Genomic DNA, 14,383 nt, shown 5'->3' on the forward strand with positions numbered 1-14,383 from the left:
TTATAGCTTAAACGGCGGCTCGCTTTGGGTGTTTTTCCAAAGAAAAGCCGCCGTTTTTGTTTGAGGGATTTACCATTAGCATGGATTCACATTACAGCAGCAGTATCGCCGCACCCATCATCGGGGTGATGACCATGCATGTTTTCAGCCACCGGGCGGGAACACGCTTCGTAAATTTCGCCCCGACGTAAGAGCCGACCATCGTTCCGCACACCACCGCAATGAGCAGCCGGAAATCCAGGTACCCGATCGTAAAATAGCCTGCTCCGCCAGCCAGCGCGATCGGAATGATGACCATCATCGTCGTTCCTGCCGCATAGCGCATCGGCATGCCAAGCAGCAGCATGAGCCCCAGCTGGATGAACGGCGTGGAACCAATGCCGAACAGGCCGGACAGCATGCCGGTAACGACGCCGATCAGCAGCGCGAATGACCAATACCGCAGTCCCTTGGCGGCAGGCGGAGCCTGGTTCACGGACGCACCCGGCCGACGCGAAACGACGGCCATCCGCAGCCACAGGGCGAGCCCCGAGGCGAACAGCATGCCGGAAGTCATCCAGCCCAGTTTATCCTCCGGAATGAGCGTTGACCAGCTGGAGCTGACCCACGCCCCCGCCGCTCCGGCCAACCCGACGACCGCGCCCGACTTCAGCAGCATATTTCCTTCGCGGTAATGGCTGACCGAACCGGAAAGGGACGAGAAGAACATCGCCGCCAGCGCGGTCCCCAGCGCGATATGAATCGGATATCCGAACACAACGGTCAAGATCGAGATGATAAAACCGGAGCCGCCCGCGCCCACGAAGCCCAAGAGCAGACCGAGCAGAATCATAACGGCAGAGATATCGATCAGCTTCATCGGTCCACCCTCCACACCTGATGGGGAACGCCGATTCCAGCCGGTTCCGGCAGGTCATCAGCAACGCGGCTGGCTGTGTCCAGCACCATGATGGCTGGTTTTGTCCCATAGACCGGCCATGCAGGCAGCGCATCGACATTGGGATCCCCGCTTCGTATGAACGTGACCCAGGCTTCCCGCATACTTCTTGCGAGCGGGTATTGCTCAGCAGGTACTGCGTACGGGTCGCCGGCTGCAAGGGCAGCTGGAGGCTGCGCTTCCGGATCCCAATGAATTAGGCTGCCCTCATAGCCGTGCGTCGCTCCGAGAGCGCCGCCAGCGCGAAGCCGGTACATCCATACCGGCGTTCCTGAGGAAGCGAGGGCCTGTGCAAACTGCACAGCTCCAATCGTGTACAGATGCTCGGTTAACGTTGTACACCATGCGTCGGCTGGGGACATCCCCTCGGCATAATGCTGATAGGCATCCCATACGGCGGGAGCATGGCTTCCAAAAAATCTGTCGAGCGGTTCCATGCCAGGGGAGTGGAGCATGGAATCGTCCCGGATGAAGATCGACGCTTCGTTTTCGTTCGTGCCGATCAGGAGCGGCGGCAGGCCGGAACTTGCGGCAATGCCGGCCAAAGGGTCCAAGGGAATGACCCGGCCGTCTGCCACCGGGCCGAACATGTGCAGGCTGCGCGACGTATCCGATCCGACGGCGGACTGCGCTGCGATGAGCTGCTCGAACGGAAGCTCCAGCAGTTGGCTTGGATCTGCACCGGACAAGCCCAGCTCCTCGAGAATCCGGAGGGTGGTGACGTTGGCGGTGCGCCGATCCCGGATTGCTTGGGTGGCGCCGCTCTGTGCCACGGCCCGGTGGAATAACCCGCGTGCCGCTTCCATGGCATAAAGCGAAGCGGTGCACTTGGCACCGGCGGAATTCCCGATCACAGTCACGCGGGCCGGATCACCGCCAAAAGCGGAAATGTTACGCTGAACCCACTGCAGCGCGGCCGCAATATCGAGCAGACCGTTGTTTCCCGAGGCTGCATATTCCTCGCCCAGCACCTCGCCCAAGTAGAGGAAGCCTAACGCGCCAAGGCGGTAATTGACCGATACGTAGACGATGCCATCCTCCGCCGCATGCCGCAAACCGTCGCAGTCCGCGCCGGTGCCCGATACGAATCCGCCGCCATGAATATACACCAATACGGGCATCGATTCTTTTTCGCATCCCCGGGTCCACACGTTCAAATACAAACAATCTTCGGACTGTATACGCGCAGCCCCTACTGAAGGATCGGTTTGCTGGGGGGCGAGCGGACCGAAGTGATCGCATTTTCTTACGCCGGGCCATGGTTGCGGAGGCGCCGGGGGCTGGAATCTCCGTTTGCCCGTCGGCGGCGCTGCATAGGGAATGCCCCGAAATACATAGGCCCCTTGTAAAGGTACTCCTGAAACTTTGCCTGATGCGGTTTGTACGTTCAAGGTGCTCGACTCCTATTCCTGTTGATTTGTGAACTATTATAACTTGTTTATGCCATGAACTATAATATATATTGAATTATATTTATCATAACTTAAAGGTTATTATCGAGATCGAAAGAGGGATATGGAATGGAACTGCTGCAGCTAAAATATTTTCAGGTTGCCGCCCGGATGCAGCATATGACCCAGGCGGCCCGCAGCCTGCATATTTCGCAGCCGGCGCTCAGCAAAATGATCGCCTCGCTGGAAGCCGAGCTGGGTACGAAGCTGTTTGAGCGGGAGCCCAAAAGCATACGGCTGAACGAGCACGGCAAGTTATTTTTGCGCCAGGTGGATATCGCCCTGCAGGCCCTTGAGGACGGCAAGCTGCAGCTGCAGGACCTTGGCGGCACTGCTTCTCCCGCCGTCTCGCTCGACGTCCGTGTTTCCTCGCATCTACTGCCGGATCTGCTGGCCGATTTCCGCAAAGAATGCCCGGCCGCCGAGTTCCATTTGCTGCAGCATTCGACGTTCGAAGGGGCGGCGAGCTTCGATCTTTGCCTTTCCGACGGGGCCGAACTGCCGCCGGGAACAACGTCATTTTCTTTGCTGGAAGAGGAAATTTTCGTTGCGGTTCCCGCGGACCATCCGCTCGCTGACCGTACGCAAATCGGCTTGAAGGAGCTGAGGGAGGAGAGCTTCATCTCGCTGCCCCCGGGCAAACCGCTGCGCGAAACGACGGATGCTTTTTGCCGCCTAGCCGGTTTTACTCCGCGTATCCGGTTTGAGAGCGACGACCCGGCCATGGTTCGCGGTTTGATCCGCGCGGGTCAAGGCGTCGCGTTTCTGCCGGCTATTACTTGGGGCGGCTCAACCGGGCCGGACGTCGTTCTGCTGCGGCTCGAAGAAAGCTGGTGCAGACGCTCGATTGCCTTGTCCTGGCCGCAGGAACGGTATTTGACGCATACCGCTGCGCTATTTCGCGATTTTGCCGTAAACTATTTTGCCAGGCTGGCTGCATCGCATCATCAAGATGGTGGCCGAGGCGATTAAAACAGGGAATGCACGGTTTCATGTCCGCCCGGTTTGACGAATCGGCCGATTTCTGATATTTTTTCTGTCTGTCAGAGATGATAAACTTATCAGGCGTCAGCAAACGAGGTGCATAGTGTGAGCAGTCTGCAAGTGAGCAAGGTGTTAAACAACAATGTCATCATTGCCGAGCATCCCCAGCACGGCGAGGTGGTGGTCATCGGCAAAGGGATCGGCTTTAATCGGAAGTCCGGGCAGGCCATTCCGCTGGCTGAGGTAGAGAAGATGTTTATTTTGACCAAGCCGGAGGAGCAGGAGCAGTACAAGCAGCTGCTGCCCCAGGTCGACGAGAAACTGATTGAAGCGGTCAACGAAATATTGCTGCATGCCGACCAGACAAGCTCAGGGGCATTGAACGAGCATGTCCATATCGCCCTGACGGATCACATCGCATTTGCGATCAAGCGCATGCAGCAGGGCATTCATATCCATAATCCCTTTTTGTACGAGACCAAAGAAATGTACCCCGAGGAGTTTCGAATGGCGGAGTTCGCCGTCCGGCTGATTCATCAGAAGCTTGGCGTGGATCTGGGTGAAGAGGAAGCCGGATTCATCGCGCTGCACATCCACGGCGCGCTGACCAACCAGCATATTTCCGAAGTGCGCAAGCATTCCGAGCTGATCAGCGATCTTGTCCACATCGTGGAGACGGAGATGGAGTTCCGGGTCCCGCGGGATTCGCTGGACTACTCGCGCCTGATTACGCACCTCCGCTTTGCTTTGGAGCGAATCCGCAGAGGCGAGGCCGTAGAGGAAACAGACACGCTCGACGCCTTGATGCAGCGGGAATATCCGGATACGTACCGGCTCGCTCAAAAGCTGACCGGAGTGATGGAGGAGCGCCTCGGCCGGCCCGTATATCCGGCGGAAGTGGGATATCTGACGATCCATCTCCAGCGTCTGGTTCACAAAAAGCAGGGGCGCGTGGATTGATCGCGTGCGGGTGTGGCGCCTTTGATTGTGTATGGTCCCGCCGCTTTCACTTTGGAAGAAGCGCAGGCGCCTTTTTCGAATATCAAGCGCTTGCAACTTGGCGGGATGGGTGCTACAATACTGACTGTAATGAACCCAATTGAACATGCATACGTGTTACTGATACGATCAGGCATGAGTAAACCTGTAGATCTTGGTTGTTTTGCCCATTACTGGGGCAATCTAACGCTTAGCGGTAGAGACCAGGATCCCGAGCGGATACTCATGCCTTTTTGGTATTTACAAAATCTCAGCAGAAAGCAGGATGATCCTCATGCAGCAAACGTTTAAAATTATCGATGAAGACGGAATTCATGCGCGTCCGGCGACAGCGCTTGTCAATACAGCTACCAAATTCAAGGATACGGAGTGCTTTGCCGAGTCCGGCGGGAAGAAGGTTACTTTAAAATCGATTTTGGGCGTTCTGTCTCTGGATCTGGAGCAGGGCGACATCATTTCGCTGATCGCGGAAGGCGGCGATGAGCGCGCAGCGCTGGAAGCGCTTGAGCAGGTTATGGTTGGCGAGGGGCTGGGCGAGATTCATGAATAAGATCAAGGGAATCGCGGCATCGGCGGGAATTGCGATCGCCCGCGCATTCATCTTGGAGCATCCGGATTACGCGGTAAGCCGCAAGCAGGCGGATGACGTTCAGTCCGAGCTTGCGAAGCTGGATGATGCGCTGGCCAAGTCGCGGGTGGAGCTTGAGGCCATCAAGGCGCGGACGCTGGCGGAATTGGGCGAGAAAAAAGCGGAAATTTTCGAGTCGCATCTGCTTATTTTAAGCGATCCGGAGCTCATTGACCCGGTGAAGGACAAGATCCGGAGCGAATCGGTCAATGCGGAATATGCCCTGGATGAGACGGCAGCGCAGTTCATCCGGATGTTCGAAAATATGAAAAGCGCTTATCTTCAGGAACGCGCCGCGGATATGCGGGACGTGACCAAACGCATTCTGAAGCATCTGCTCGGTCTTCAATACGTGAGCCCGTCGGAGATCGATGAGGAAGTGATCGTGATCGCCGAGGACCTGACTCCATCGGACACAGCCGGCTTAAACCGCAAGTTCGTGAAAGGCTTTACGACGAATATCGGCGGTCGAACGTCGCACTCGGCCATCATGGCCCGTTCGCTCGAAATTCCGGCGGTGGTCGGCACGAAAAGCGTTCTAAGCTCCGTGCAGAGCGGTGAGCTGGTGATCGTGGACGGGATGGAAGGTGATGTCATCATCCATCCGACCGAAGAGGTGATCGCCGAGTACACGGCAAAGCAGCAGGCCTATGCGAAGCAGATGGAGGAATGGAAGCAGCTCCGTACGGAACCGACCGTCTCGAAGGACGGGATTCATGTGGAGCTGGCGGCCAACATCGGTACGCCAAACGACGTGGCGGGCGTTCTTGACAACGGCGGCGAAGCGGTCGGATTGTACCGGACCGAATTCCTCTACATGGGCCGCGACAAGCTGCCTTCGGAGAATGTGCAGTACAACGCCTACAAGACCGTGCTGGAGCAGATGGAAGGCAAGCCGGTGGTCGTGCGCACGCTGGACATCGGCGGCGACAAGGAGCTGCCTTACTTGGACTTGCCGAAGGAGATGAATCCGTTTCTCGGATTCCGCGCGATTCGCCTCTGCCTGGATCGGCAGGACATTTTCCGGATCCAGCTGCGGGCTCTGCTGCGGGCCAGCGTGCACGGCAACCTTCGCATCATGTTCCCGATGATCGCCACGCTTGCCGAGTTCCGGGCAGCCAAGGCCGTTCTTCTGGAAGAGAAGGACAAGCTGGCGGCGGAAGGCATCGCCGTCGCAGACGACATCCAGATCGGAATCATGGTCGAAATTCCGTCGACAGCCGTCCTGGCGGACGTATTCGCCAAGGAAGTGGATTTCTTCAGCATCGGCACCAATGACCTGATCCAGTACACGATGGCGGCCGACCGGATGAACGAACAGGTATCGTACCTGTATCAGCCCTATAATCCGGCGATCCTTCGTCTGGTCAAAATGGTCATCGATGCCGCGCACCGTGAGGGCAAATGGGTCGGCATGTGCGGTGAAATGGCAGGGGACGCCGTGGCCATCCCGATTCTGCTCGGCCTCGGGCTTGACGAGTTCAGCATGAGCGCCTCGTCCATTCTTCCGGCGCGCAGTCAGATCTCCAAGCTGTCCCGGGCGGACATGGAGCGGCTCGCCGAACAGGCGCTGCAGCTCGGCACGGCGGAGGAAGTGACGCAGCTGGTGCAGAGCCTTCAGTAGTGGATGGTTCTGCTGTTGACCCGCGGGATTTAGAAAGGCATCACGATTGATAACCCTTAGTTATCAACCTGAGCTTAGCTAAGTTTTGTTACGCATAACGCATATCTTTATCCGAGCTTGGCCGGTATTCTACGGAATGCCGGCCTTTTTTTATGTAGGTATGTCTCCGGTTTACAGAAAAATATATAAAAAAAGAACACCCTGAAAAGGGTGCTCCTGGGTATTCTCTCCAATATCTGAATTCGCATTAAGTCCGAATTGTATCGAATCCAAATCCGAAAATCAGCTGCAGGCGCAGTTCAGCACAGGCTTGCGTGCCGCGGTCGTTTCATCCAGCCGCGTCACCGGTGTGTCGTACGGCGCGTTCAGCAGCAACTCCGGCTGCTCCTCCGCTTCCTTCGCGATGCGGATCATCGTATCGATAAAGGCGTCGAGCGTGTCCTTGCTCTCCGTTTCGGTCGGCTCGATCATGATGCACTCCTCCACGTTCAGCGGGAAGTAAATGGTCGGCGGGTGATAGCCGAAATCCAGCAGGCGTTTCGCCACGTCCAGCGTCCGGATGCCGTACTGCTTGAGCGGGGAGCCTGACATGACGAATTCGTGCTTGCAGACGCCCGGATACGGAATGTCGAAGTATGGCGCGAGCCGGCTCATCATATAGTTAGCGTTCAGCACGGCGCACTCCGATACGCGGCGCAGACCTTCCGGGCCGTAGCTGCGGATGTAGGTGTAAGCGCGGACGAGAATGCCGAAGTTGCCGTAGTACGCCTTGACCCGCCCGATGGACTGGTCGCTGCCGCCTTCGAGCGTATATTTACCGTCAGCCGTTTTCGACACAAGCGGGCGGGGCAGGAACGGAATCAGGCGGCTCTTTACGCCGACCGGACCGGCTCCCGGACCGCCGCCGCCGTGCGGCGTGCTCATCGTTTTATGCAAATTCAGGTGCACGACGTCAAAGCCCATGTCTCCCGGGCGGGTGATGCCCATGATCGCGTTGGAGTTGGCTCCGTCGTAGTACAGCAGGCCCCCTGCCTCGTGGACGATGGCGGCAATTTCCTGGATCTGCTCCTCGAACAGGCCGAGCGTGTTCGGATTGGTGAGCATCAGCGCCGCGGTGTCGCTGCCGACGGCGGCACGCAGGGCGTCAAGGTCGACGAGGCCCTTGTCGGTCGACGGGATCGTGATCGTCTTCAGCCCCGCGACGGTGGCGCTGGCCGGATTGGTGCCGTGCGAGGAATCCGGCACGATGACCTTGTCGCGGTGCTCGCCGCGGCTTTCATGGTAGGCGCGGATCATCATGAGACCGGTCCATTCGCCATGCGCGCCGGCTGCCGGCTGCAGGGTCACGGCGTCCATGCCGGTCAGACCGGCCAAATCGTCCTGCAGGCGGTATAGCAGCTCAAGCGCGCCCTGAATGCTGTCCTCCGGCTGATACGGATGGATTTTGGCAAAGCCCGGATAACGGGCGACATCTTCGTTCACTTTCGGATTATATTTCATCGTGCAGGAGCCGAGCGGATAGAAGCCGTTGTCCACCCCGAAATTGCGGCGGGACAGCTCGGTATAGTGACGGATGACGTCCACTTCATACACTTCAGGCAGCGCGGCTGGCTCCGACCGCAGCATCGAGCTTGGGATCAGCTCTTCTGTTTCCTCAACAGGGACGTCAAACTCCGGTAAAGAGTAGGCAATCCGTCCGGGATGGCTCAACTCAAAAATCAACGCTTTTTCCTGAATCATATGCAGCCCTCCAGCGCTTGAGCGAATTGGTCGATCTGTTCTTTGGTGCGGCGTTCCGTGACAGCAATCAGCATATGTCCTTCCAGTTCGGAATAAGCTCTGCCGAGGTCGTAGCCGCCGAGGATGCCTTTTTGCAGCAGCTTCGCATTGACTTCGGCCACGCGGGTTCCTTCCGGCAGTTTAATGACAAACTCGTTAAAATACGGGGACGTGAACGGCATGCTTATCCCTGAAATGCTGCCCAGCCGGCGTGCGGCGTAATGGCTCTTCTGCAGATTCAACTGGCCGACCTCGATCATGCCTTGCTTGCCCATGACCGACAGGTACACGGATGCGCAGAGGGCGAGCAGCGCCTGGTTGGAGCAGATGTTGGACGTCGCTTTCTCGCGGCGGATATGCTGCTCGCGGGCCTGCAGCGTCAGAACGAAGCCGCGCTTGCCGTTCCGGTCGACCGTCTGGCCTACGATCCGTCCGGGCATGCGGCGCATATGGTCCTGCGACACGGCAAAGAATCCGCAGGTTGGCCCGCCCAAGGAAGATGAGATGCCGAGCGGCTGCGCGTCGCCGACGACGATGTCGGCTCCGAGCTTGCCCGGCGCTTCGAGAATGCCGAGGGAGATCGGGTTGGTGCTGACGACCATCAGCCCTTTGCTGGCATGGATGAGGTCACCGATGGAGGCCAAATCCTCGATCGCTCCGAAGAAGTTCGGGCTCTGCACGAGTACGGCGGCCGTTTGGTCGGACACGGCTTCAGCCAGCTCGGCCAGGTTGGTGACGCCGTTTGCGGAAGGGACCTCCACGACGTCGAGACCGAGCCCTTTGGCATACGTGCGGACAACCTGACGGGCTTCCGGATGCACCGTGCTGGACACGAGCAGCTGCTTGCGCTTTGTGGCGGCGCTGGCCAGGGAGCCGGCTTCAGCGAGGGCGGTGGCCCCGTCATACATACTCGCATTGGCGACGGCCATGCCGGTCAGCTCGCAAATGTAAGACTGAAACTCGAAGATCGCCTGCAGCTCGCCTTGGCTGATTTCCGGTTGATACGGCGTGTAGGCCGTGTAAAATTCGGAACGGGACACGACATGGTTGATGACCGAAGGGATGTGGTGATCATAAATTCCCGCGCCCAGAAAGCTGGCATATTGGTCCGTATTGGCATTTTTCGCGGCAAGCTCCGACAGGTGCGTCGTCAGCGCGTATTCATTCAGTCCCGGGGATACGGGCAGGTCCCCTTTGAAACGGATTTCTTCAGGAATGTCCTTGAACAGGTCCTCCAGAGAGGAGACGCCGATCGTATCCAGCATTTCCTGCTGGTCCTGTTCGGTCATAGGCAGATAACGGTGTTTCAAGTGGAGTCAGCTCCTTTAGATTAGGTTGAAAATCGTATCATGCTGTTAGCCTGCTATTTATTTGCGTTCGCGTTTGTAGAAAGGGGTGCTTACGACCTTGGCTTTGAGCCGCTTGCCCCGGACGTCGACTTCCACTTCGGTTCCAAGGGCGGAATAGCCGCTTTGCACGAGCGCGAGACCGAGATTACGCTTCAGCGTCGGGGACTGGGTTCCCGTCGTCACTTCGCCGATCTGCTCATCTCCCGCATATACGGGATAATGGGAGCGGGGGATGCCCCGGTCGATCATTTCGATGCCGACCAGTTTGCGCGGCACGCCGGCGTCTTTCTGCTGCTGCAGGGCCGCCTTGCCGATAAAATCGGCCGCTTTGCCCAGCTTGACGAAGAAGCCGATGCCGCCTTCGAGCGGGGAGATGTCCTTGGACAGCTCCTGTCCGTACAGCGGCAGCTTCGCTTCAAAGCGAAGCGTGTCGCGGGCGCCGAGCCCTGCCGGAATCAGGCCTGAGCTTTCGCCTTGCTCGAGCAATCCGCTCCAGACCGCAGGAGCATCCTGTGCGGCAAGGTAGATCTCAAAGCCGTCTTCCCCCGTATAACCGGTGCGGGAAATCAACGTACTAGCGCCGAACAGCTTCACATTTTGGATAAAATGAAACGGGGAAAGTTGCCCCAAATCGGCATCGACGAGCGCCCGCAGCACCGCTTCAGCCTTCGGCCCCTGAAGAGCCAGCAGCGCAGTTCCTTCGGACTCGTTCACCATGTTCACGCCGTCCGGCCGGTGCTCCTGAAGCCAGGCCCAATCCTTGTCAATGTTGGAGGCGTTCACAACGAGCATGTAGGACTCCACGCCCAGCTTGTAGACGAGCAGGTCGTCGACAACGCCCCCGTCCGGATAGCACAAAGCGCTGTACTGCGCCTGACCCGGCTCGAGAACCGATACGTCATTGACGGTCACGAGCTGGAGAAAATCTTCCGATCCCGGGCCGTCCACCTTGAATTCGCCCATGTGGGAAACGTCGAAGAGCCCGGCGGCCTCGCGGACCGCCTCATGCTCTTTGTGGATGCCGCTGAACTGGACGGGAAGCTCCCAGCCGCCAAAATCGATGCAGCGGACGCCGGGAACCTGTGCATAGAGAGGAAAAAGCGGTGTTCTTTTCAATTCGGACATGAGTCACCTCGGTTTTCACGTGTTACCACGGATTGTTTAGGCTTTTCATCATAAAAGTTCTTCCAAGCAGCACAAAAAGGACAGGGCGAAAGAATAAGCATGCGTGCTCGCATACTTTCTTTCAAGCTCTGTCCTTGGTACCTGAGAGTTACCTTACGGATGCCGGTGAATGGAGCGGCCCGGGGACTTCACAGGCGAAATTCGGGCTCCACATCAACCCCGGGCAACAAGCAAGTTTCCCCTTGGGTGATTCTTACGTTCAGAATTCTCTCCAGAGATGCGTCCGGTAATCGTCCTTTTGCCTGAGAGATTCACCCGGGTCCGGGCTTACTCCTTCGGCGTTACTGCTCGGCAGTAATCTCTCCCATTACCATCATCCGCTATACGATTGTTTGTTCACGACATCATAAAGCTCGAATCAAATGTTCGAGTTCGTTCTATATATTATTAATACTCAAAGTACAAACCGGTGTCAACAACATTATCATAATGCCTAATTACGAATATTACAATGAATTTATGTTCATAATGTTCGATTTTGGGTATTTTGGTCCAAGCGGCATTCCGGGGGGACTGTATCATCCCAGAGCTGTCCGCCGAAGGTGAAGCGAATTAGAATATTTGGGAGGAGCCGTGATGATGAAGAACGTAGTAGGCGTCGATATGGGATGTACGAAAATGCTGATGGTTGCCGAGGTAGATGGACAGCTTGTCGAGCACAAGGTCCCTACCGGGCTGGATTGTTCGCTGGAATATCTGGCGGGGGAGATTGACCGTTTTATAGCAGGGCTCCCGTATGAGCCGGAGGGGCTGGGAATCGCGCTTCCGGGACTCGTAGAGGGAGACCGCCGCCTGCAGTTTTCCGATATCCGCGCGCTGTGCGGGGTGACGGCTGACGATTTTGCCAAAGGGCGCTTTCGCTGCCGTCTGATCAATGACGTGAAAGCGGCAACAGTTGCCGAGGCGGCCAATTATCCGGAAAAGGATACGGTCGCGGTGATGATGGCCGGCTCGGGGCTGGCGCTCGGGGTCTACTCCAAACAGCGGATGTATACCGGTGCAGGCGGGTTTGCCGGGGAGCTGGGCTACACCGTTATTGCGACTGAAGCCGGGCCGCGCAAGGTGGACGAATTGGCAGGCGGCATCGGAATTCTCGCTAGGGCGGGCTGCGATATCGACGCCTTCCTCGCCAAGATCCGGGATGGAGACGGCGATTCGTTGGCCTTGCTGGAACGTGCCGGCTTTTACTGTGGGCTGGCCATCACCAACGTGCTGCACCTGTTTAACCCGGACGTTCTGGTGATTGGCGGCAGCACCTCCACTTACCCGGGATACATGGACACCGCTTTGCGGACGGCCGAGAAGCATACGCTGCCGGACATGTTCCATGCTTGCTCCTTCGCATCCCCGAAAGACGGCAAGCGGATCGCGGCGCTCGGAGCGATGCAATTTTTGCGCACGGGAATGGAGTTTTAGACGAGGCCGCATATGTTATATTGACACCCGTATTCGCTCTGCTTTATTCTTAGTTCAGAGTTTAGAAAAGTAGAGCGGATGCTTGCAAAGTAATTGAATATTCAGCGGATGAACGCGCGCGGGAGAGACCGCCCATCGTTTAAGGGCGGCACCGAAGGAGCAAGCTGCAGGTAGGCACATGCAGGCAGCTAATCTCTCAGGTACAAGGAACCGCCGCGGGACGCGGCTCTGGAGAGAGCTATTCGGCCACCCAAGGGGAACGCGGCGCACGATGCCGCACAAACTCTCAGGTACAAGGGACAGAGAAAAGGTGCTGACGCCTTTTTTGCTGTCCTTTTTTTCTGTCTAATTCATCGCAAAGCGCGTCGAAAATAGCTAACGGGGAGCGTAGAACGAAGTGAGATTTAAAAATGTGTTTTCCATCATCGGTCCCTCCATGGTGGGGCCTTCCAGCTCGCACACCGCTGGAGCGGTACGCATCGGCAGAGTGGCGCGTCAGCTGCTGGGCAGCCAGCCGGAGACGGCCAAGATGACGCTGTTCGGTTCTTTTGCAGAGACGTATTGGGGACATGGAACCGATTTGGCGCTGACCGCCGGGCTGATGGATTATGAAACGGATGATCAGCGGATTCCGCAGGCGGACGTGCTGGCTGAAGAAGCCGGCATGACCCTGGAATGGGTTCAGGGCCGGGGCAACGGACCGCATCCGAACTCGGTCAAAATCCAGCTGACCGGGGGCGGCCGGACCGCTGAAATCGTAGCCGCCTCGATTGGCGGCGGGACGATCGCGGTATATTCGCTGAACGGTTTTGACGTCCAGATCACGGGCGAATACCCGACCCTGGCGGTGAAGCATTCCGACAGCCAGGGCGTTCTGGCCAACATGACCGCGCTGCTCAGCCGGGACGGATATAATATCGGATATATGGATGTGGACCGCAAGGGACGCAGCGGGGATGCGATGACCGTGTTCGAGCTGGATTCCGCTCCGGAGGAGACCACGATTCAGGCCATCCGCAAGCTTCCCCACATCAAGGAAGTAACGATGATCGATTTGACCAAAAGGAGCTAACCATCATATGAGATTCGAGACCCTCGAACAGCTGGCGGACATTTGCAGCCAGGAGAACAAGACGATTGCCGAGGTTATGCTTGAGGATCAGGCGCGCGAAACGGGCGTCTCCCGCGAGGAAGTATTCCGGCAAATGGCCGAATATTACGGTGTGATGAAGGAAGCGGTGCGCCAGGGGCTCACCGGCAATACCAAGTCGCGGAGCGGACTCACCGGCGGCGATGCCAAAAAGGTGTCCGATTATATGCAGCAGGGCGAAACATCGCTTGGCGGCCCTGCGGCCGAGGCGATGGCCTACGCGCTGGCGGTGTCGGAAGTGAACGCCTCGATGGGACGCATTATCGCGACGCCGACAGCGGGCTCATGCGGAATCATCCCCGGCGTATTCGTCAGCGCCCAGGAACGCTTCGGCTGGGAAGACGAACATTTGGTCAAGGGCTTGTTCTGTGCCGGCGCCATAGGTTATGTTATAGCCAACAACGCCTCGATCTCGGGGGCGGAAGGCGGCTGCCAGGCAGAAGTCGGTTCGGCGATCGGCATGGCCGCGGGTGCGATGGTCGAGCTGCGCGGCGGCACGCCCCAGCAGGCCGTTCATGCTGTTGGCCTGGCGCTGAAGAACTGCCTCGGCCTGATCTGCGATCCGGTCGCCGGGCTGGTGGAGATTCCCTGCATCGTCCGGAACGGGCTGGGGGCCGTCACCGCCCTGGCGGCTTCGGACATGGCTCTTGCCGGCGTTGGCAGCGTTATCCCGGCCGATGAAGTGATCGGCGTCATGCTGGAGGTCGGAAGCGCCATGCCGGCCAAGCACCGCGAGACCGGGAAGGGCGGACTCGCCCAGACGCCAACTGGCCGCAAGCTGACCAAGGAACTGGTGGAACAGCGGCGCAGAAAGGCCAAAGAAGCTAAAGCGCCTGCCAAGGAAGATTAACCTATTAACGGCAGCCCCAAAATTGAAATCA

At 57.9% G+C, this 14,383-nt stretch carries 13 protein-coding genes and 2 riboswitches; of the genes, 8 read left to right on the top strand and 5 right to left on the bottom strand.

Going from position 1 to position 14,383, the window contains the following annotated elements; genetic code table 11:
- Window positions 1-91 precede the first annotated feature (91 nt).
- Together K2F33_RS16030 and K2F33_RS16035 are read right to left on the bottom strand one after the other, a co-directional pair.
- On the bottom strand, window positions 92-859 hold the full coding sequence (locus tag K2F33_RS16030) for a sulfite exporter TauE/SafE family protein (RefSeq protein ID WP_263882185.1): 768 nt from the start codon (window positions 857-859) through the stop codon (window positions 92-94).
- The gene (locus K2F33_RS16035) at window positions 856-2,328 is read right to left on the bottom strand and encodes a carboxylesterase/lipase family protein (protein ID WP_263882186.1); all 1,473 of its coding nucleotides are present in this window, start codon (window positions 2,326-2,328) and stop codon (window positions 856-858) included. Before K2F33_RS16035 ends, K2F33_RS16030 begins: the two co-directional genes overlap by 4 nt.
- A gap of 129 nt (window positions 2,329-2,457) precedes the next feature.
- Here K2F33_RS16035 and K2F33_RS16040 point away from each other — a divergent pair, with 129 nt between their 5' ends.
- From K2F33_RS16040 to ptsP, 5 genes are all read left to right on the top strand, one after another.
- Window positions 2,458-3,360, top strand: a complete 903-nt coding sequence (locus K2F33_RS16040; protein WP_263882187.1) for a LysR family transcriptional regulator — start codon at window positions 2,458-2,460, stop codon at window positions 3,358-3,360.
- A 117-nt stretch (window positions 3,361-3,477) separates the two neighbouring features.
- Complete coding sequence (gene glcT / locus K2F33_RS16045; RefSeq protein ID WP_263882188.1) at window positions 3,478-4,332, top strand: glucose PTS transporter transcription antiterminator GlcT; 855 nt, start codon at window positions 3,478-3,480, stop codon at window positions 4,330-4,332.
- A 21-nt stretch (window positions 4,333-4,353) separates the two neighbouring features.
- Window positions 4,354-4,662 carry a hypothetical protein gene (locus tag K2F33_RS16050; protein WP_089548299.1) on the top strand — a complete coding sequence of 103 codons (309 nt, stop codon included), beginning with the start codon at window positions 4,354-4,356 and terminating at the stop codon, window positions 4,660-4,662.
- On the top strand, window positions 4,646-4,921 hold the full coding sequence (locus K2F33_RS16055) for an HPr family phosphocarrier protein (protein WP_076169674.1): 276 nt from the start codon (window positions 4,646-4,648) through the stop codon (window positions 4,919-4,921). Before K2F33_RS16050 ends, K2F33_RS16055 begins: the two co-directional genes overlap by 17 nt.
- Entirely contained in the window at window positions 4,914-6,623 is a 1,710-nt protein-coding gene (gene ptsP / locus K2F33_RS16060; RefSeq protein ID WP_212967684.1) for a phosphoenolpyruvate--protein phosphotransferase, read from the top strand. Before K2F33_RS16055 ends, ptsP begins: the two co-directional genes overlap by 8 nt.
- Before the next feature lie 282 nt (window positions 6,624-6,905).
- On the opposite strand, the gene gcvPB is transcribed toward ptsP, so the two are convergent.
- The 3 genes from gcvPB to gcvT are packed head-to-tail and all read right to left on the bottom strand — an operon-like array spanning window position 6,906 to window position 10,876.
- Window positions 6,906-8,363, bottom strand: a complete 1,458-nt coding sequence (gene gcvPB / locus K2F33_RS16065; protein ID WP_263882189.1) for an aminomethyl-transferring glycine dehydrogenase subunit GcvPB — start codon at window positions 8,361-8,363, stop codon at window positions 6,906-6,908.
- A complete protein-coding gene (gcvPA, locus tag K2F33_RS16070) occupies window positions 8,360-9,712 on the bottom strand; it encodes an aminomethyl-transferring glycine dehydrogenase subunit GcvPA (RefSeq protein ID WP_263882190.1) in 1,353 nt (450 codons plus the stop codon). The genes gcvPB and gcvPA overlap by 4 nt, the downstream gene beginning before the upstream one ends.
- A gap of 57 nt (window positions 9,713-9,769) precedes the next feature.
- Window positions 9,770-10,876 (bottom strand): glycine cleavage system aminomethyltransferase GcvT, encoded by a 1,107-nt coding sequence (gene gcvT, locus K2F33_RS16075; protein ID WP_263882191.1) that lies wholly within the window; start codon window positions 10,874-10,876, stop codon window positions 9,770-9,772.
- 280 nt (window positions 10,877-11,156) lie between these two features.
- Window positions 11,157-11,253, bottom strand: a riboswitch (glycine riboswitch).
- Window positions 11,254-11,512: 259 nt separating this feature from the next.
- Between gcvT and K2F33_RS16080 the strand changes: the two genes are divergently transcribed.
- The 3 genes from K2F33_RS16080 (at window position 11,513) to sdaAA (ending at window position 14,352) form a co-directional block, all read left to right on the top strand.
- Window positions 11,513-12,352, top strand: coding sequence for an ROK family protein (locus tag K2F33_RS16080; protein ID WP_263882192.1), 840 nt, complete (start codon window positions 11,513-11,515; stop codon window positions 12,350-12,352).
- 110 nt (window positions 12,353-12,462) lie between these two features.
- Window positions 12,463-12,575: riboswitch (glycine riboswitch) on the top strand.
- Between the two features lie 174 nt (window positions 12,576-12,749).
- Entirely contained in the window at window positions 12,750-13,424 is a 675-nt protein-coding gene (gene sdaAB / locus K2F33_RS16085; RefSeq protein WP_076169679.1) for an L-serine ammonia-lyase, iron-sulfur-dependent subunit beta, read from the top strand.
- A gap of 7 nt (window positions 13,425-13,431) precedes the next feature.
- Complete coding sequence (gene sdaAA, locus K2F33_RS16090) at window positions 13,432-14,352, top strand: L-serine ammonia-lyase, iron-sulfur-dependent, subunit alpha (RefSeq protein WP_212984513.1); 921 nt, start codon at window positions 13,432-13,434, stop codon at window positions 14,350-14,352.
- The last annotated feature ends 31 nt before the right edge of the window (window positions 14,353-14,383 follow it).

The organism is Paenibacillus sp. PSB04 (genome assembly GCF_025809195.1).
GTDB classification, from domain to species: Bacteria; Bacillota; Bacilli; order Paenibacillales; family Paenibacillaceae; genus Paenibacillus_AQ; species Paenibacillus_AQ favisporus.